Raw genomic sequence first — 17,004 nt, forward strand, 5'->3', positions numbered from 1 at the left:
ATGTCGAACGATCAGGCGAAAGCCCACCACGTAGGCGAATGGGCCACGCTGCGCCACACCTCTCCAGAAATCGCAGAGGCTATTTTCGAAGTGGCCAACTATGACGAAAAGCTGGCGGAGGAGATCTGGCGTCAGCAGGGTAACGACGAAGTGCTGTTTCGCGCCTTTGACAAAACGGAAGCCGACGTGCTGACGTGGGACGATACGCCGGTAGAGCGCAAAAATATCTGATTACGAGGCGGGATTTCCCGCCTCACCTTTTTTACTGACCAAGGAGAATCTATGTCTTCCTATCAGAGCATTAACCCCGCCAATAATCAGCTGCTGAAAAGCTGGCCCTCTCACGACGCTGCTGCGGTAAGCCAGGCGCTGGAAACCGCCGATCGCCTGTTCCACTCGTCGTGGAGCAAAGGCGATATTGAGCCGCGTCTGCAGGTGCTCAGCAGGCTGGCTGATTTGATCGAGAGCCGGGTTGACGAGCTGGCCGCCATCGCCAGCAAGGAGATGGGCAAGCTGATTGGTCAGAGCCGGGGAGAAGTAAAAATTTGCGCGCAGATCGCGCGTTATTACGCCGAGAATGCGGCGGAGATCCTTAAGCCGCAGCCCTATCCCAGCGAACTGGGCGAAGCCTGGGTTGAGTACCATCCCATCGGCGTGCTGGTGGCCGTCGAGCCGTGGAACTTTCCCTACTATCAGCTGATGCGCGTGCTGGCGCCTAACCTGGCGCTGGGCAATCCGGTGCTGGCGAAACACGCCAATATTGTGCCGCACTGCGCCGACGTGTTTGAAAAGCTGGTAAGAGAAGCGGGCGCGCCGGAAGGCGCCTGGACTAACCTGTTTATCAGCAGCGAGCAGGTTGCTGAACTGATCGCCGACGATCGCGTGCAGGGCGTCGCCCTGACCGGTTCAGAGCGCGCCGGCAGCGCCGTGGCGCAGCAGGCGGGCAAATACCTGAAGAAATCGACGCTGGAACTGGGCGGCAACGATGTTTTTGTGGTGCTCGACGATGCCGATATCGACGAGGCGGTGCGTCAGGGCGCGCAGGCGCGACTCAGCAACTGCGGCCAGGTCTGTACCGCCGCCAAGCGCTTTATTCTGCACGAAAAGATTGCCAGCGCCTTTATCGATAAATTTAGTTCGGCGCTGAAGGCGGCGCGCCTCGGCGATCCGCTGGACGAGCAGACCACGCTGGGCCCGCTCTCCTCCAGAGACGCGCGCGATCGCCTGGCGAAACAGGTCGATGAAGCGGTGCGAAACGGCGCGACGCTGCTGACTGGTGGCAAGCCGGTGGATGGCGTCGGCTGCTATTTCCAGCCAACTATCCTGACCGATATCCGGCCAGATAACCCGGCCTATTACGAAGAGTTTTTTGGACCGGTAGCGCAGGTTTATGTCGTCGGCGACGACAACGCCGCGGTGGCGCTGGCGAATGACTCCCACTATGGTCTGGGCGGTTCGGTCTGGACGCAGGACAGCGCGCGTGGCCGTCGGCTCGCCTCGGCGATTGAAACCGGTATGGTATTTATCAACTCGCAGAGCGATACCTCAGCCGAGCTGCCGTTTGGCGGCGTGAAACGCTCCGGCTATGGCCGCGAGCTGTCGGATCTGGGGATCAAAGAGTTTGCCAACCAAAAGCTGGTGGTGATTGCGGGCTAACCCGCTACGTCCATAAAAAACCCCGCCGCGGCGGGGTTTTTCATCTGTGCAGACGTTACTGCATAACGGTCTGCTTCGCGTCGCTCTTCTGCGCAGATTCCACCGGCTTCTGCACCGACGCACTGGCTTTTTCTGCGGCCGCTTTATCGGCGGCGGCTTTCTCTGCCGCTGCTTTTTGCGCCGCGGCGCGCTCTGCCTTCGCTTTCTCCTCGGCCACTTTCGCCTTCTCTTCTGCGGCTTTCGCTTCAGCGGCTTTCTGCTCGGCGGCTTTCTGCGCGGCAGCTTTTTCTGCAGCCGCTTTATCTGCGGCCGCTTTGTCAGCTACCGCCTTGTCCGCAGCGGCTTTGTCGGCGGCGGCTTTATCGGCGGCTGGTTTACTCTCCGCCGGCTTAGCGGCGGCGTCGCTGTTAGCCGCAGCCGGCTGCGCGGCTGGCTCCATCGGCGTGCCCTGCAGCGCAACGTTCAGCGCCTGAGTGAACTGATCCCAGCTGCAGTAGCCGTTGCCGTCGGTCGGGCAGCCTTCCAGCTGCAGCGTTACGCGCTTCGGCGGATTCTTCAGGCTCAGCACCTCGCCATCACGCAGCTGATCGGCGGTCTGATAGACATACTCCAGCTTCAGCAGATCTTTATTGTTTTTCGCATCGTGCCAGCGTTCAAACACCAGCTGGCCGCCGATGGGGGTATTTTCCCAGGTGCCTGGCAGCTCATAAGGCTTAACCTGCAGCGCGCTCAGCAGCGAAGCGATATTGGAGTCGTGCCCCACCATCAGGGTGATTTTCGGCGCGTTGGCTTTGTCCTGATCGACCAGCTGGCTGCGGATATAGTCCACCAGCGGCGCGGCGACTTCGCGCGCCACCTCCGGGCTGGTGAAGAGCGCATCCTGATAGCCGTTCTTGATCGCCGACAGCGCTTTCCACTGCTCAGGAGTTTTGATCTGGCCCCATGCGACCTGCTCCAGCGGGAAGCCTTCATAGTATTGCAGCGTGAAGGCGTCCATCAGAGAGTTGCCAACCTTTAGCGGGCCGCTTACGTTTGGCTCTTTGCCGTTTTCCGCGCTGAAAACGTTGTCGCCGCTGCTCAAATCGCACTGTTTTTTGTTGTTGCAGGCGGGCGCAGATTTGTAGTCGACAATTTTATCCAGCTGCTGCAGCGCAGGCTTCAGCGCCAGCTTTTCGTTTTCTGCGGTCATCGCCGCCAGCGCCTTCTTATTAAACTCTTCGCTGTCGTCGGTGATCACCGGGTTGAATACCGGATCCATGCTGCCCATGGCGTCCTGGTGCGTGACGGCGATATCACAGCCGGGGAAAGCACCGTTGACAAAGAACTGAGCCGTCGCGACGGTACGCTGCAGGCTGTTGGCGTAGACGAAGACATTGCTGCTGTCAGGACAGCTGCCGTTCTGCACCAGGCCCTGCTGCGCCAGCCACTGACGCGTGTAGTTGCCCATGTAGACTTCCAGCACGCCGCCTTTAGTGGTGAGCTGTCCGCCCGGCACGCTCCACTGCGGCCAGCTTTTTTTCGTCGACTGTTCCAGCACGCTGCCGTTATCGGCCAGCGGCGCGCGCAGGTTGTGGCGGCTAAACATCAGTACCTGTTGCAGCTGCATATCGCCTTCAGCCGCCTGGGCCGCCATACCGATCGGCAGCGCGGCCAGCACCGACAGTGCGCAAAGACTCAGTTTCTTGATCATTGTGCCTATTCCATTTATTCAGTAGAGAAACACTCTGGCTATCAACCGATTAGCTCTGATCAGAGCATAGTGGTCCACAGTGTAACCTAAGCTGGCCGCGAAATGCGCCCGAATGTTTGCAAAATCGTGAATGGACTATAGCAGAGTAGAGCAAAAGCGGCCGGAGAAGCGCGATGCGCCGGGGGGTCGGGAAGCAGAAATGCAACAGGCCAGCACGCTGTGCTGGCCTGTCTAATGTGGCGGAGGAAGAGAGATTCGAACTCTCGGATGGTTTCCCATCGGCGGTTTTCAAGACCGCTGCCTTAAGCCGCTCGGCCATCCCTCCGGGGTGTTGCTTGTTGCTCTGGCAAAACAGCGTTGCCGTATTGCCGCTTCCTGCCTGAGCAGGAAAGTGGCGGAGGAGGAGAGATTCGAACTCTCGGATGGTTTCCCATCGGCGGTTTTCAAGACCGCTGCCTTAAGCCGCTCGGCCACCCCTCCGCAATGAGGCGCACTATAAACATCCCCCCGAAGGATGTAAAGCCTGTACGAATTCATTCGCCTGAAAAACAGCCAAAACGGCGTTATTCGTTGGCGAAATCGCCAATCCGCTCAGAGAAACAGCGATTTATCGCGTAAAGAAGGGTAAAACGCCTTTCGCGTTTTAACGTCGCTGCGTATTCTCAGCGCAAACCTCGTGTTCTGATAAAGGAGCGCATTATGGACAGAATTATTACCTCGTCCTCACGGACATCACTGCTCAGCACCCATAAGGTGCTGCGTAACACCTATTTCCTGCTCGGCCTGACGCTGGCCTTCTCCGCCGTGACCGCCACCGCCAGCACCCTGCTCGGCCTGCCCGGCCCGGGACTGATTTTAATGCTGGTCGGTTTCTACGGCCTGATGTTCCTTACTCATAAGCTGGCGGACAGCCCGATGGGCATCCTGGCGGCCTTCGCCTTTACCGGCTTTCTTGGCTACTGCCTCGGCCCGATCCTCAGTTCGTTTTTAGCCGCAGGCATGGCTGACGTAATCGCGCTGGCGTTAGGCGGCACGGCGCTGGTCTTCTTCTGCTGTTCGGCCTATGTGCTGACCACCCGTCGCGATATGTCGTTCCTCGGCGGCATGATGATGGCTGGCTTTGTGGTGCTGCTGGTGGCGGTCGTCGCTAACCTGTTCCTGCAGCTGCCGGCGCTGCACCTGGCGATTAGCGCGCTGTTTATTCTCTTTTCCGCCGGTGCCATCCTGTGGGAAACCAGCAATATCATTCACGGCGGCGAGACCAACTATATTCGCGCCACCGTCAGCCTCTACGTCTCGCTCTACAATATCTTCCTGAGCCTGCTGAGCCTGCTGGGTTTTGCCCGCAACGACTAACGCGCACGGAAGCAGGTAGCCGTAACAGAGAGCAACCTTGCCATCGCTTCAGGCTACCTCCCCTGCGCCTCCCTGACCCCGCTTCGGCGGGGTTTTGCTTTTTCTGACGGCGCAATTTGCTAGAATGCCGCCGGATAACGCAGTCAGGAGTAAACGTGGAATTTAACGGTAAAATCATCGAGGTCGACGGCGAGGGCTATCTGAAACATCGCCACGACTGGAGCGAGGCGCTCGCAGAGCAGATCGCCCATCATGAAGGCATCGCCATGAGCGACGCACACTGGGAAGTGGTGCGTTTCGTCCGCGCTTTCTATCTGGAGTACAACACCTCGCCCGCCATTCGTATGCTGGTAAAGGCGATGGCGCAAAAATATGGCGAAGAGAAAGGCAACAGCCGTTACCTGTTCCGTCTCTTTCCAGATGGCCCGGCGAAACAGGCGACCAAAATCGCCGGCCTGCCTAAACCGGCGAAGTGTCTCTAATCAGCCCGTAGTGAAGCGGCGCGGCGGCTCAGCGGGTTGATGCGGCTCCATTAATACCCGATCGACGCGCGCGCCGCGCGGCCCGCCCGCCTTCAGCCAGTCGATAAGCGCATCGACTTTGTCCGGCTCACCCCAGGCGAGCACCTCGACGCTGCCGTCATCCAGATTATGCGCGTAACCCAGCACGCCAAGCTGCGACGCCTGTGCCTGAGTGCTGTAGCGAAACCCAACGCCCTGCACCCTGCCGTGTACCCATATTTTAAAACAGGCCGATCTCATCGCTCTCTCCTGCCGCTGCGCGTTGCAATTTAACCTCATCCACCGGACAATGGCGCCTCATTTTTTCAGGTAAGCATAGCAAACTATGACCGTTCGATTGATTCTCGCTAAGGGACGTGAAAAATCCCTGCTCCGCCGCCATCCGTGGGTGTTTTCCGGTGCCGTTGCGCGCCTTGAAGGTAAAGCGCAACTGGGTGAAACCGTTGATGTCTGCGACCATAACGGCAAATTTCTCGCACGCGCGGCCTGGTCGCCGCAGTCGCAAATTCGCGCCCGCGTCTGGAGCTGGCAGCAGGAGGAATCAATCGATATCGCCTTCTTCATAAGCCGTTTCGAGCAGGCGCGCCAGTGGCGCGACTGGCTGGCGCAGAGAGACGGCCTCGACAGCTATCGCCTGATCGCTGGCGAATCTGACGGGCTGCCGGGGGTGACCATCGATCGCTTCGGCAACTTCCTGGTGCTGCAGCTGCTCTCTGCCGGTGCCGAATATCAGCGCCCTGCCATCCTCTCCGCGCTGCAGCACTGTTTTCCGCAGTGCGCCATCTATGACCGTTCCGATGTGGCGGTGCGTAAAAAAGAGGGGCTGGAGCTGACGCAGGGTCCGGTAACCGGCGAAATACCGCCGCCGCTGCTGCCGATTACCGAACACGGCATGAAGCTGCTGGTCGATATCCAGGGCGGCCATAAAACCGGCTACTACCTTGACCAGCGCGACAGCCGTCTGGCAACGCGCCGCTACGCGCAGGATGCGCGCGTGCTTAACTGCTTCTCCTATACCGGCGGATTTGCCGTGTCGGCCCTGATGGGCGGCTGCCGGGAAGTGATCAGCGTCGACACCTCACAGGAGGCGCTCGACGTGGCGCGCCAGAACGTCGAGCTTAACCAGCTGGATCTGTCACGCGCGCAATTCGTACGCGATGACGTGTTCAAACTGCTGCGCCGCTACCGCGACGTCGGCGAGAAGTTCGATCTGATCATCATGGATCCGCCCAAGTTCGTGGAGAACAAAAACCAGCTGGCGGGCGCCTGCCGCGGTTATAAAGATATTAATATGCTGGCGATGCAGCTGCTTAATCCGGGCGGCATTCTGATGACCTTCTCCTGTTCGGGACTGATGGCAACCGAGCTGTTCCAGAAGATTATCGCTGACGCCGCGCTGGATGCGGGCCGCGAAGCGCAGTTTATTGAGCAGTTCCGTCAGGCGGCCGATCACCCGGTTATTGCCAGCTACCCTGAGGGTCTTTACCTTAAAGGTTTTGCATGTCGTGTGGTGTGACTTGAAAAAGCGCCTTCTGACGCCATATTGATCAGGAGGCAGTTTTTCTGGAGGTCACTATGATTGCCACTAAATTTGGTATTGGTCAGCAGGTTCGGCACCGCCTTTCGGGCGTGCTGGGCGTAATAGTGGATGTCGATCCCGAGTATTCACTGGATACGCCGAAGCTGGACGAGGTGGGCGCAACTGAAACATTGCGTCGTGCGCCCTGGTATCATGTGGTAATGGAAGATGAAGAAGGCGATCAGGTTCATACCTATATCGCTGAGATTCAGCTTTCTGGTGAAACCAGTTCAGAGCATCCGGAACAGCCGGAGATGGACGAACTGGCCGCATCGATTCGTCAGCAGCTGCAGGCGCCGCGCCTGCGCCACTGATCGCAGGCGGCAGTCACATGCCGCCTGTGACATTATTGTTTCTGTCGCGTCACGCCCAGCCGCGGAATTTCCATTTTAGGACAGCGATCCATAATCACGGTCAGACCCGCATCCTGCGCCAGCACGGCGGCCTGCTCGTTGATTACCCCCAGCTGCAGCCAGAGAGTATCGGCGCCCGCCGCAATCGCTTCCTGCGCAACGCCCCACGCCGCTTCTGAATGACGAAACACATCAACCATGTCGATTTTGCCCGGTACCTCTTGCAGCGTCGCGTAGGCTTTCTGGCCTAATAGCGTCTGGCCAGCCAGTTTCGGACTTACCGGAATCACCTCGTATCCCTGATCCAGCAGATATTTCATCACGCCGTAGCTCGGTCGGTCTGGACGATCGCTGGCGCCTACCAGTGCGATGCGCTGAGTACGCGTCAGCACGTCGCGAATAGTTTGATCGTTCATCTTTCTCTCCTTATTTCAGAGCATTAAATGTAGCGTCGCCTTTTTAGCGCGCCGCTCTCCAGAAAGCAGAATTTTGCACTGGCGCACAAAAACTTATGTTCAAATGTAAATTTACTGCCATAATGTAAGAATTTGCTACACACAAAACTTTGCGCCCTCTATCTGGAGTCTACATGAAACTCTCTCTGGTCGTGACGGGGTTGACTGTTCTCCTCGTTTCGGCAACCTGTCAGGCCATCACGCTAAAGCTTGACCCGCAGATCGATCTGCTGGTGCTGGACGGGCGCAAAATTTCCGGCTCGCTGCTGAAAGGCGCCGACAGTCTTGAGCTGGAGCGCGGCCAGCATCAGTTTCTCTTTCGCGTCGAACAGCTGCGCGACGCACACAAAGACGCATCGCTGCGCTATCAGTCGGCGCCGATGATCGTTACCTTCAACGCCCAGGTCAAAACCATCACTATTCGCCTGCCCGCGCTGGACAACCGCCGCGAGCGCCACCACTTCGATCGCACGCTCAATTTCCAGCTGGTGGACGAGCACGGCAAAGAGATCGATATCCGGCGAGATCGCCTGCCCGTTTCCGCAGAGAGCGATATGGAAAAGGCGATGATACTCTACAACCGCAACGGCCAGGTCGCCTCCGTGCCCCATTTCGCCGCCGTGCGCGACGGCGCGGCAACGCGTCCCCCCGTCGAGGCGGAGTTCGTCTGGATAGATGAAGCGCAGTCGCCGGCGATTAAACGCTGGTTTCATCGCTTCGATCAGGCGACCCGTCAGCAATTTATGTCGCTGGTTAAATTGTTAAGGACAAGTTGATAGGCGGGAAAAACGCGGGGTAAACTCGTGCCATCTTCTCGGCACGTGACTCGACCAGGACGCCTTTATGGAACAGACCACCCGCACGCTTGGCCTCAGCAAACATATCGCACTCGTTGCGCACGATCACTGCAAGGCCTCGCTGCTCGACTGGGTAAAGCAGAACCAGCCCATTCTTGAGCCCCATACCCTCTACGCCACCGGCACGACCGGCAATCTGATTAATCGCCATACCGGCCTGAATGTGAACGCGATGCTGAGCGGCCCGATGGGCGGCGATCAGCAGGTAGGCGCGCTGATCGCGGAAGGCAAAATCGACGTGCTGATCTTTTTCTGGGATCCGCTTAACGCGGTGCCGCACGATCCCGACGTTAAGGCGCTGCTGCGCCTCGCCACCGTCTGGAACATTCCGGTCGCCACCAACCGCGCCACGGCCAACTTTATTATTCAGTCGCCGCTGTTTGCGCAGCCGGTGGAGATCGCCATCCCCGACTATCAGCGCTATCTGCAGGATCGTCTGCGCTAATCAGGCTTTACGCAGCAGCGGCACGCCGAGCTGGCGAAACACCTCGACAAAGGGCGATGGCTGTTCGCGATCGTAGAGCATCCACACCTGCTGGCGCGCGCGGGTTAACGCCACGTAGGCCAGACGCCGCTCCTCCGCATCCGGGAAATCTTCCGGCTGCGGCAGCAGTCCCTGCTCAATCACCGACTCACGCGCCGCGGCGGGAAACCCCTCTTTGCCCGCCTGTAGCCCCAGCAAAATAACGAAGTCCGCCTCCTGTCCTTTGCTGGCGTGAATGGTCATAAAGTCGAGATTGAGCTTTGGCCAGCGGGTTTTTGCTTTATCCAGCACATCCGGGCGCAGATGGTGGTAGCGCGCCAGCAGCAGCACCCGTTCTTCAGGCCTGACATACCCGCTCAGCTTATTCAGCAGCGGCTCCAGCTGCTCCTGCGGCAGCAGCCCTGCTGCTTTTTTATTACCTTTGGTCAGGCTGTTGAGCGGCTTGCGCAGCTGGTGCGGATTCTGTTGCACAAAGCGGTTGGCGATATCGCCGATGCGATCGTTAAAGCGGTAGGTCGTATCCAGTACGCAGCGATCGCCGTCGCCGAAATAGTGATGGAAGGCGGTGGTCAAGGACATCTCCGCGCCGGTAAAGCGATAGATCGCCTGCCAGTCATCGCCTACGGCGAACAGCGTGGCGCGTTTGTTCTGCTGGCGCAGCGCCGCAAGCAAGGCGGCGCGCTGCGGCGAGATATCCTGAAACTCATCAACCAGAATATGCTTCCACGGGCTGATAAAACGCCCTTTCTCCAGAATCGCCACGGCCTGCTGGATCAGCCCGGAGAAATCGACCGCGCCCTCCTCTTTCAGCGCGCTCTTCCAGGCTTTCAGCATCGGCGCCATTAGCTTCACTCGCTTGCCGAACAGCTCGCGCACCTCTTCCGGCGCCTCGGCGATCATCGCCGCCTGCGCGCCGCCGTGCATACGCATCAGCCCCAGCCAGCGTTCAAGGCGCGACGCCAGCCGTTTCGCCAGCCGATCGTCCTGCCAGAAGTGCCCTTCGGGCAGCTCCCACTCCAGCTCGTCGCGCAGCCACTGACGCCAGCCGTTCGCCTGCGCTTTTTTCTCCTCGCACTGCTGACGCCAGATGTCAATCAGCAGCGCATGACGCGCCGCGACGTCGCTTTCCAGCTTGCTGATCACCGGCTGCTTATTGCTGCCTTCGCGGATAATATGCAGCGCCAGCGCGTGAAAAGTACGCGCCTGAATGTCGGCGACGCCCAGCCGTGACCGAATGCGATCGTTCATCTCTTCCGCCGCCTGACGACCAAATGCCAGCAGCAGAATCTGCTCGGGCGCAGCCAGCCTGCGCCGCAGCAGCCAGCCCGCCCGCGCCACCAGCACCGAGGTTTTACCGCTGCCTGCCCCGGCGAGCACCAGCACCGACTCTTCGCCGTTGACCACCGCTTCGCTCTGCGAGGCGTTGAGCGGCGAGGATTCCACCGTTGCAAAAAAGTCGCGATGGGCGCTGAGCATGCGCGCCGTCCAGTCGCGGTTGCGCTGACGCAGCGCCGCGTCGCCCTGCTCCAGCCAGCGCTGGCAGATCAGGTAAGGCTCGCGACAGTCGCTAAACTCCTCCAGGCGCGCCAGCGGCAGCGGCAGCGCGGCGAACTGTTTTTCGATGGTGGCGCGCAGCGCCTGCAGCTCGCTGCGTTTGATCCAGCGATCCTGTTCGCCGAAGCGGTCGATCTCCTGCTGAAGTTCACCTAACACCCCGGCGCAAATTGCGCTCATCTCGGCGCTCCACGCCTGCCAGGCCTGCAGCAGATAGTGATGGAAGCGCTGCGTCTCCTGCCATTCGGTGCCGTGCAGCCGCACCACCTTATCGTCAGGCAGCAAAAACTCCAGCTCGCCCCAGACCATGCCGCGCTTGCAGCTGATGCTGAGCAGCTCGTTGAAAGGAATCAGGTATTCGTGCCGATCGCCGCTTACTTCCACCCCAGCCGCCAGCAGGCGAACCCGGTTATAGGGATGCTGGGCAAGCCGTTTGCCCATCGATGTCGCTTTGAGTTCCATATCCACACCGTCGAACCTGGGAAAAGAATATCGGGAGTTTACCTGTCAGACTCTTGGCGCTCCAGCCTTAAAACAGGCTAAACTTGGCGGCACATCTTGCGGAAAGCAAAAGGAAAAAAACGCCATGCGCACAGTGTTGAACATTCTCAATTTTATCCTCGGCGGGTTTATCACCACCCTTTGCTGGCTGTTTGCCACGCTGGTGAGTATCGTCCTGATCTTCACTCTGCCGCTGACCCGCTCCTGCTGGGAGATCACCAAACTCTCGCTGGTGCCTTACGGCAACGAGGCGGTGCACGTGGACGTGCTGCGCCCGGAGAGCAAAAGCGCACTGCTGAATACCGGCGGTACCTTTCTCAATATCTTCTGGCTGATCTTCTTCGGCTGGTGGCTCTGCCTGACCCATATCTCTACCGGCATCGTACAGTGCATCAGCATCATCGGCATTCCGGTGGGCCTCGCCAATTTTAAAATCGCCGCTATCGCGCTCTGGCCGGTCGGTCGCCGCGTGGTCTCGGTTGAAGAAGCGCGCGCCGCGCGCGACGCCAACGCCCGTCGGCGCTACTGAGGCAACGATATGATGTCGAAAGCCTTGCCGGGCTGGCGCAACTATCTCTTTAACAGCAGCTGGCGCTATCTGTTTCGCATCTTTCTGGCGCTGACCGGCTGCGCGGCGGTGCCCTGGTGGCTGCATCAGATCGACTGGACCATCCCGCTGACGCTCGGCGTGGTGGCCGCGGCGCTGGCCGATCTCGACGACCGCCTCAGCGGCCGGCTGCGCAATCTGCTGATTACCCTGCTCTGCTTTTGTATCGCATCGGTCTCGGTAGAGCTGCTGTTTCCCCATCCGCTGGCGTTTATGGCCGGGCTCGCCCTCTCCACCTGGGGGTTTATTCTGCTGGGCGCGCTCGGCCAGCGCTACGCCACTATCGCCTTTGGCGCGCTGCTGATCGCCGTTTACACCATGCTGGGCATCGGGCTGTTTTCCCAGTGGTATATGCAGCCTATCCTGCTGCTGGTCGGCGCGCTCTGGTACAACATGCTGACGCTGCTCGGCCATCTGATGTTCCCGGTACGGCCGGTGCAGGAACAGCTGGCGGGCAGCTATGCGCAGCTGGCGCAATATCTTGAAGCCAAAGCGAATCTGTTCGATCCCGACGGCGACGCCCAGGATGACGTCACGCTTATTCGCACCGCGATGGTTAACAGTCAGCTGGTGGCGCAGCTGAATCTGACCAAAAGCACGCTGCAGAGCCGCCTGCGCGGCGATCGCGGATCGCGCAGCACCCGTCGCAGTCTGCATTACTACTTTGTGGCGCAGGATATCCACGAGCGCGCCAGCTCTTCCCACCTGCAGTATCATCTGCTGCGCGACGACTGGCGCTACAACGAGATCCTGTTCCGTTTTCAGCGGCTGCTGAATATGCAGGCGCAGGCGTGTCGCCAGCTGTCGCAGTGCATCCTGCTGCGTGAGCGCTGGGAGCACGACGCTCGCTTTGAGCGCGCCTTCGAGCGCCTGCAGACCGCGCTGGAGCGCCTGCAGCAAAACGAGCCGGACGCGCCCCATCTGCGCCCGCTGTTCTGGCTGTTGCGCAATTTGCGCGCCATCGACGCGCAGCTGGGATCGATAGAGTCTGAGCAGTCTTTAGCCAGCGAAAATCTGGCGGGCGATAACCGGCTGTCGCGCGAAGGGCTGAGCGGCTGGAGCGATATTCGCCTGCGCCTCAGCCGTCATATGACACCCGCTTCCGCGCTCTTCCGTCACGCGGTGCGCATGACCGTGGTGCTCTGCATCGGCTACGCCTTTATCCAGATTACCGGTCTCGATCGCGGCTACTGGATCCTGCTCACCAGCCTGTTTGTCTGCCAGCCTAACTATAACGCCACGCGGCGCAGGCTGGCGCTGCGTATCGGCGGCACCCTGGCGGGTATCGCCATCGGTCTGCCAGTGCTGTGGCTGGTGCCCTCGACCGAAGGGCAGCTGGTGCTGATTGTGGTCAGCGGGGTGCTGTTTTTCGCCTTTCGCCAGGTGCAGTACGCGCAGGCGACGCTGTTTATCACCCTGCTGGTGCTGCTCTGCTTTAACCTGCTGGGCGAAGGCTTCGAGGTGGCGCTGCCGCGCATTGTGGACACGCTGCTGGGATGTGCGCTCGCCTGGCTGGCGGTGGCCTTTATCTGGCCTGACTGGCGTTTTCGTCAGCTGCCTGCGGTGGCGGCGCGCACCCTGAACGCCAACTGCCGCTATCTGGACGCCATTATGGAGCAGTATCATCAGGGTAAGGATAATCGTCTCGCCTATCGCATCGCGCGACGCGACGCCCATAACGCCGATGCGGAGCTGGCCTCCGTGGTCTCCAATATGAGCGGGGAGTCGCGGACGCAGCAGAAACATAAAGAGTCCGCTTTCCAGCTGCTCTGCCTTAACCACTCTTTTCTGAGCTATATCTCTGCCCTCGGCGCGCACCGCGATAAGCTGACTGACGGCGCGCTGCTGACGCTGCTCGACGATACGGTCTGCTATGTCGAAGATGTGCTGCAAACCGAGGTGGTGAGCGACGCTGAAGCGGAAACGATGCAGAGCGCGCTAACGCAGCGCATCAGCGATATGGCCGCTAATCAGGAGACGCGCGCGCCGCTGGTGTTGCAGCAGTTGGGCTTACTGGTAGCCCTGCTGCCGGAAATCGCCCGTCTGAGCCGGACGCTGGCGCAGCCTCAGGAGAGGCCACCTTTTAAAGCCTCCTGATACCATGCATTCAGCTCCGCCCTGACCGTTAGCGGCAGGGCGGCTTCATGTCGTCCCTTTATCGCCCCCTCCAGCGCCAGCAGCGTTTTAAAGCCGATATGCTGGTTTATCGCTCTGAGCCTGAGCCAGCAGCGTTTCGATCCCAGCTCCATCAAATGCTGCACGCTTCTCACCCCCGCCTCGTGCAGCAGAAGCTCCATGCGCAGGCTGAGATTGGGCAGATCCTTCAGCCGCAGCGGCCTCTGTCTGGCCTGCGACGCCTGGCGTGCGGTGCGCAACGAAGCGGCGGAAAGAGACAGCAGCTGCTCGGGGTCACTCCATAGCACGTCGTCGACGCGATAGTAGTCGAGGCAGACCGCGGTACCGCGCTTGCGAAACAGCAGCGGCTGCATAGGCTGGCGCGTCGCATATTGCCGCAGCGCTTCGCTGGCGCGCAGATAGAGTGCGTCATCGCTAATCAGCGCGAAAACCACTTTTTCGACGGCCAGCGCATAGCCGCCGAACTGGGTGCGCGCCTCGATATGGCCTAGCGCGGCCAGGCGATTACGAGACTGTTCTACAATGGGGTGCTTTTTTTTCATAACACGCTCTCCTTGTGCAGAAAATTACTAAAAATCCATGGGTATCAGTTCGTTAGAGATATAGAAAAAATCAGTTAAGGGTTCAATTAATTCTTTTCCTTAAGCCTGACCTTCTGCCTTTTTTGCGAGCCGTTTTCCAAATTTGAGGTTGATCTTTATCCAGGAAGTCATTACTGTATATCCATACAGTCCAATGCTGAGTGGTTAACTTATGCGCACCCAACACTTTAATAATGCAGGCTTTGCTCACCGTCACGTTTCCGCTTCTAAGCCGTCGCAGCACAGCGGCTGGATTACGGAATTGCGCTACAGCGAACAGCCCGGCATGATGCAAATGTTGCTGCTGCCGTTACTGCAACAGCTCAGCAAGGAGTCTCGCTGGCAGCTCTGGCTGACGCCCGCGCACAAGCTGAATCGCGCCTGGCTGCAACAGTCGGGTCTGCCGCTGGAAAAAAGCATGCACGTTGCGGATTCTGAGCGTTGCACCTCTGTTGAGGCGATGATTAAAGCGTTGCGTACCGGGAATTACAGCGTCGTGCTGGCGTGGATACCGTACGATCTGGACGAGGAAGAACGGCGCGAATTAGAACTGGCGGCGGCGGAAGGTAAAGCGCTGGGGTTGATAATGCGTCCCAATGGGACGGCAGAACCCTCGCTGCGACCAACTAAAGGGCGAAAAATTCAGTCCGATTTGTTTCATTAAGTAAAAATAAGATTTATCTCGGGTCAATTGCCTTTTTTGTTTCAGCTAAACCACTGATTCTTTTCCCTCCAGCTTTGACAATGGTTTAGCTGCATTTTGCCTTTAAGCGCGACGGTATTAAGACCGCGCCAAATGTTAGAATATGTGTATAAAGCCCTGTTTTTTTGCAGCATCCCCTCACATCATACTTGTAACTTTCCAATCTCGTTGTAGACTTTACCTCGCCAGGGTGCTCAATAATCTCCGTTTTTTAATCGGTAGAGTCATAAGCGAGCGTATTAACCCGGCGAAGGATTACAACCAAGAGCATCCCTTTTTGCTCATTGCCTATTTGGATGATAACGAGGCGCAAAATGAAAAAGACAGCTATCGCAATTGCAGTGGCACTGGCTGGCTTCGCTACCGTAGCGCAGGCCGCTCCGAAAGATGACACCTGGTACACCGGTGCTAAACTGGGCTGGTCTCAGTATCACGATACTGGTTACTACGGTAACGGTTATGGCAACAACAATGGCCCGACTCACGAATCTCAGCTTGGCGCTGGCGCATTCGTAGGTTACCAGGCTAACCCGTACCTGGGCTTCGAGCTGGGCTACGACTGGCTTGGCCGTATGCCGAACAAAGGCACCGTAAACAACGGCGCATTCAAAGCACAGGGCGTTCAGCTGGCTGCTAAACTGAGCTATCCGATCACTGACGATCTGGATGTCTACACCCGCCTGGGTGGTATGGTATGGCGTGCTGACGCAACTCAGAACAACGTTGTCAACGGCCGCATCAGCGACCACGACACCGGCGTTTCTCCGCTGGCAGCAGTGGGTGTTGAATACGCTCTGACTCAGAACTGGGCAACTCGTCTGGACTACCAGTGGGTTAACAACATCGGTGACGCACAGACCGTTGGCGCACGTCCTGACAACGGCATGCTGAGCGTAGGCGTTTCATACCGCTTCGGTCAGGATGAAGTTGCACCGGTTGTTGCTCCGGCTCCGGCTCCGGCTCCAGTTGTTGAAACCAAGCGTTTCACCCTGAAGTCTGACGTCCTGTTCACCTTCAACAAGTCTACCCTGAAGCCGGAAGGCCAGCAGGCTCTGGATCAGCTGTACAGCCAGCTGAGCTCAATGGATCCGAAAGACGGTTCAGTCGTCGTTCTGGGCTTCACTGACCGCATCGGCTCTGACCAGTACAACCAGAAACTGTCTGAGAAACGCGCTCAGTCTGTGGTTGACTACCTGGTTTCTAAAGGTATCCCGTCTAACAAGATCTCTGCACGTGGCATGGGCGAATCTAACCCAGTTACCGGCAACACCTGTGACAGCGTAAAAGGCCGTCAGGCTCTGATCGACTGCCTGGGTCCGGACCGTCGCGTAGAAATCGACGTGAAAGGTATCAAAGACGTTGTAACTCAGCCGCAGGCTTAAGTTACCTCGTAAGAAAAAACCCCGCAAAGCGGGGTTTTTTTATGTCTGCTGTTTAGCTTAACGCGCTGCGCTATTCGCTGCCCGTTTCTGATTTGCCGAGGATAGCCTGCAGATCCTGTTTCAGGCTCGACATCTGCGTGGCATATTTCTCTTTACGTTCTGCATCTTCAATCAGCTGAACGATGGTTTCCGACAGCGTGCAGCCGCGGCGCTGCGCCAGCCCCGCCAGGCGTTGCCACACCAGATACTCCAGATCGATCGACTTCTTACGGGTATGCTGATGTTCTGCGTTGAAGTGCCGCTTGCGGCGCGCGCGAATGGTCTGTTTCAGCCGATTATCCAGATCCGGGTGAATATGTTGCGCGATCCATTCAGCCACATCAACCGGACGGTTTTCCATTGAGAGCAGTTCATCCACCGCTGCCTGCGCGGCGCTAAGCTCAAGATAACGTGTGATCGGCTCGCCTTCCCGGTGCTTTTTCACCAGGTATTTCCATTTCCATCCACTTTCAAGATTTTCGAGTTGTTGGTATTTCATCGGAATCTCATCGTGACCGCGTAACAAACTAAGAATAACAGCTTTTATGCT

Annotated in this window: 18 protein-coding genes and 2 tRNA genes; 12 read left to right on the plus strand and 8 right to left on the minus strand. The window is 58.4% G+C overall.

Annotation, left to right across the window (positions count from 1 at the left end):
- Both LB453_RS15135 and LB453_RS15140 read left to right on the plus strand, forming a co-directional pair.
- Positions 1 to 231 (plus strand): YccJ family protein, encoded by a 231-nt coding sequence (locus tag LB453_RS15135; protein ID WP_033751138.1) that lies wholly within the window; start codon positions 1 to 3, stop codon positions 229 to 231.
- A 51-nt stretch (positions 232 to 282) separates the two neighbouring features.
- Positions 283 to 1,656: an NAD-dependent succinate-semialdehyde dehydrogenase gene (locus LB453_RS15140; RefSeq protein WP_103795404.1), complete on the plus strand. Its 1,374-nt coding sequence runs from the start codon at positions 283 to 285 to the stop codon at positions 1,654 to 1,656.
- A 55-nt stretch (positions 1,657 to 1,711) separates the two neighbouring features.
- On the opposite strand, the gene agp is transcribed toward LB453_RS15140, so the two are convergent.
- The 3 genes from agp to LB453_RS15155 form a co-directional block, all read right to left on the minus strand.
- Positions 1,712 to 3,346, minus strand: coding sequence for a bifunctional glucose-1-phosphatase/inositol phosphatase (gene agp, locus LB453_RS15145; RefSeq protein ID WP_103795403.1), 1,635 nt, complete (start codon positions 3,344 to 3,346; stop codon positions 1,712 to 1,714).
- A gap of 237 nt (positions 3,347 to 3,583) precedes the next feature.
- Positions 3,584 to 3,671 (minus strand) — tRNA-Ser (locus tag LB453_RS15150).
- 67 nt (positions 3,672 to 3,738) lie between these two features.
- Positions 3,739 to 3,826: transfer RNA gene (locus LB453_RS15155), tRNA-Ser, on the minus strand.
- A gap of 219 nt (positions 3,827 to 4,045) precedes the next feature.
- Between LB453_RS15155 and yccA the strand changes: the two genes are divergently transcribed.
- Positions 4,046 to 4,702: an FtsH protease modulator YccA gene (yccA, locus tag LB453_RS15160; protein WP_103795402.1), complete on the plus strand. Its 657-nt coding sequence runs from the start codon at positions 4,046 to 4,048 to the stop codon at positions 4,700 to 4,702.
- 155 nt (positions 4,703 to 4,857) lie between these two features.
- Positions 4,858 to 5,184, plus strand: a complete 327-nt coding sequence (gene tusE, locus LB453_RS15165; RefSeq protein ID WP_103795401.1) for a sulfurtransferase TusE — start codon at positions 4,858 to 4,860, stop codon at positions 5,182 to 5,184.
- Here tusE and yccX read toward each other — a convergent pair whose 3' ends face one another.
- A complete protein-coding gene (yccX, locus tag LB453_RS15170) occupies positions 5,185 to 5,463 on the minus strand; it encodes an acylphosphatase (protein ID WP_103795400.1) in 279 nt (92 codons plus the stop codon).
- An 85-nt stretch (positions 5,464 to 5,548) separates the two neighbouring features.
- Here yccX and rlmI point away from each other — a divergent pair, with 85 nt between their 5' ends.
- Both rlmI and hspQ read left to right on the plus strand, forming a co-directional pair.
- Positions 5,549 to 6,739, plus strand: coding sequence for a 23S rRNA (cytosine(1962)-C(5))-methyltransferase RlmI (rlmI, locus tag LB453_RS15175; protein WP_103795399.1), 1,191 nt, complete (start codon positions 5,549 to 5,551; stop codon positions 6,737 to 6,739).
- A 59-nt stretch (positions 6,740 to 6,798) separates the two neighbouring features.
- The gene (hspQ, locus tag LB453_RS15180; protein WP_033751160.1) at positions 6,799 to 7,116 is read left to right on the plus strand and encodes a heat shock protein HspQ; all 318 of its coding nucleotides are present in this window, start codon (positions 6,799 to 6,801) and stop codon (positions 7,114 to 7,116) included.
- Positions 7,117 to 7,148: 32 nt separating this feature from the next.
- Here hspQ and LB453_RS15185 read toward each other — a convergent pair whose 3' ends face one another.
- Positions 7,149 to 7,571 carry a CoA-binding protein gene (locus LB453_RS15185; RefSeq protein ID WP_103795398.1) on the minus strand — a complete coding sequence of 141 codons (423 nt, stop codon included), beginning with the start codon at positions 7,569 to 7,571 and terminating at the stop codon, positions 7,149 to 7,151.
- 173 nt (positions 7,572 to 7,744) lie between these two features.
- On the opposite strand from LB453_RS15185, the gene LB453_RS15190 reads away from it, so the two are divergent.
- A complete protein-coding gene (locus LB453_RS15190; RefSeq protein ID WP_103795397.1) occupies positions 7,745 to 8,386 on the plus strand; it encodes a DUF2057 family protein in 642 nt (213 codons plus the stop codon).
- Between the two features lie 67 nt (positions 8,387 to 8,453).
- Positions 8,454 to 8,912 carry a methylglyoxal synthase gene (gene mgsA, locus LB453_RS15195; protein ID WP_103795396.1) on the plus strand — a complete coding sequence of 153 codons (459 nt, stop codon included), beginning with the start codon at positions 8,454 to 8,456 and terminating at the stop codon, positions 8,910 to 8,912.
- On the opposite strand, the gene helD is transcribed toward mgsA, so the two are convergent.
- Positions 8,913 to 10,967, minus strand: coding sequence for a DNA helicase IV (helD, locus tag LB453_RS15200; protein ID WP_103795575.1), 2,055 nt, complete (start codon positions 10,965 to 10,967; stop codon positions 8,913 to 8,915).
- A gap of 124 nt (positions 10,968 to 11,091) precedes the next feature.
- Here helD and LB453_RS15205 point away from each other — a divergent pair, with 124 nt between their 5' ends.
- Together LB453_RS15205 and yccS are read left to right on the plus strand one after the other, a co-directional pair.
- The gene (locus LB453_RS15205; RefSeq protein ID WP_103795395.1) at positions 11,092 to 11,535 is read left to right on the plus strand and encodes a YccF domain-containing protein; all 444 of its coding nucleotides are present in this window, start codon (positions 11,092 to 11,094) and stop codon (positions 11,533 to 11,535) included.
- Positions 11,536 to 11,544: 9 nt separating this feature from the next.
- Positions 11,545 to 13,710 carry a YccS family putative transporter gene (gene yccS, locus LB453_RS15210; RefSeq protein ID WP_103795394.1) on the plus strand — a complete coding sequence of 722 codons (2,166 nt, stop codon included), beginning with the start codon at positions 11,545 to 11,547 and terminating at the stop codon, positions 13,708 to 13,710.
- Here yccS and LB453_RS15215 read toward each other — a convergent pair.
- Positions 13,680 to 14,291, minus strand: a complete 612-nt coding sequence (locus tag LB453_RS15215) for a TfoX/Sxy family DNA transformation protein (protein ID WP_103795393.1) — start codon at positions 14,289 to 14,291, stop codon at positions 13,680 to 13,682. The genes yccS and LB453_RS15215 overlap by 31 nt on opposite strands.
- A 211-nt stretch (positions 14,292 to 14,502) precedes the next feature.
- Between LB453_RS15215 and sulA the strand changes: the two genes are divergently transcribed.
- Positions 14,503 to 14,994 carry an SOS-induced cell division inhibitor SulA gene (sulA, locus tag LB453_RS15220; RefSeq protein ID WP_103795392.1) on the plus strand — a complete coding sequence of 164 codons (492 nt, stop codon included), beginning with the start codon at positions 14,503 to 14,505 and terminating at the stop codon, positions 14,992 to 14,994.
- A 353-nt stretch (positions 14,995 to 15,347) separates the two neighbouring features.
- Entirely contained in the window at positions 15,348 to 16,415 is a 1,068-nt protein-coding gene (gene ompA, locus LB453_RS15225) for a porin OmpA (RefSeq protein ID WP_103795391.1), read from the plus strand.
- Between the two features lie 70 nt (positions 16,416 to 16,485).
- On the opposite strand, the gene matP is transcribed toward ompA, so the two are convergent.
- Positions 16,486 to 16,953, minus strand: a complete 468-nt coding sequence (gene matP, locus LB453_RS15230; RefSeq protein WP_146053810.1) for a macrodomain Ter protein MatP — start codon at positions 16,951 to 16,953, stop codon at positions 16,486 to 16,488.
- Between the last annotated feature and the right edge of the window lie 51 nt (positions 16,954 to 17,004).

It is taken from the genome of Pantoea agglomerans (genome assembly GCF_020149765.1).
Taxonomy (GTDB): domain Bacteria; phylum Pseudomonadota; class Gammaproteobacteria; order Enterobacterales; family Enterobacteriaceae; genus Pantoea; species Pantoea alvi.

What these genes read in the sequence shown, in the direction of transcription:
- yccA (WP_103795402.1), top strand. Translation starts at nt 4,046, where the DNA reads ATGGACAGAATTATTACCTCGTCCTCACGGACATCACTGCTCAGCACC.
- helD (WP_103795575.1), bottom strand. Translation starts at nt 10,967, where the DNA reads ATGGAACTCAAAGCGACATCGATGGGCAAACGGCTTGCCCAGCATCCC.
- LB453_RS15140 (WP_103795404.1), top strand. Translation starts at nt 283, where the DNA reads ATGTCTTCCTATCAGAGCATTAACCCCGCCAATAATCAGCTGCTGAAA.
- agp (WP_103795403.1), bottom strand. Translation starts at nt 3,346, where the DNA reads ATGATCAAGAAACTGAGTCTTTGCGCACTGTCGGTGCTGGCCGCGCTG.
- yccS (WP_103795394.1), top strand. Translation starts at nt 11,545, where the DNA reads ATGATGTCGAAAGCCTTGCCGGGCTGGCGCAACTATCTCTTTAACAGC.
- matP (WP_146053810.1), bottom strand. Translation starts at nt 16,953, where the DNA reads ATGAAATACCAACAACTCGAAAATCTTGAAAGTGGATGGAAATGGAAA.
- hspQ (WP_033751160.1), top strand. Translation starts at nt 6,799, where the DNA reads ATGATTGCCACTAAATTTGGTATTGGTCAGCAGGTTCGGCACCGCCTT.
- rlmI (WP_103795399.1), top strand. Translation starts at nt 5,549, where the DNA reads ATGACCGTTCGATTGATTCTCGCTAAGGGACGTGAAAAATCCCTGCTC.
- sulA (WP_103795392.1), top strand. Translation starts at nt 14,503, where the DNA reads ATGCGCACCCAACACTTTAATAATGCAGGCTTTGCTCACCGTCACGTT.
- yccX (WP_103795400.1), bottom strand. Translation starts at nt 5,463, where the DNA reads ATGAGATCGGCCTGTTTTAAAATATGGGTACACGGCAGGGTGCAGGGC.
- LB453_RS15215 (WP_103795393.1), bottom strand. Translation starts at nt 14,291, where the DNA reads ATGAAAAAAAAGCACCCCATTGTAGAACAGTCTCGTAATCGCCTGGCC.
- ompA (WP_103795391.1), top strand. Translation starts at nt 15,348, where the DNA reads ATGAAAAAGACAGCTATCGCAATTGCAGTGGCACTGGCTGGCTTCGCT.
- LB453_RS15190 (WP_103795397.1), top strand. Translation starts at nt 7,745, where the DNA reads ATGAAACTCTCTCTGGTCGTGACGGGGTTGACTGTTCTCCTCGTTTCG.
- LB453_RS15185 (WP_103795398.1), bottom strand. Translation starts at nt 7,571, where the DNA reads ATGAACGATCAAACTATTCGCGACGTGCTGACGCGTACTCAGCGCATC.
- LB453_RS15135 (WP_033751138.1), top strand. Translation starts at nt 1, where the DNA reads ATGTCGAACGATCAGGCGAAAGCCCACCACGTAGGCGAATGGGCCACG.
- mgsA (WP_103795396.1), top strand. Translation starts at nt 8,454, where the DNA reads ATGGAACAGACCACCCGCACGCTTGGCCTCAGCAAACATATCGCACTC.
- LB453_RS15205 (WP_103795395.1), top strand. Translation starts at nt 11,092, where the DNA reads ATGCGCACAGTGTTGAACATTCTCAATTTTATCCTCGGCGGGTTTATC.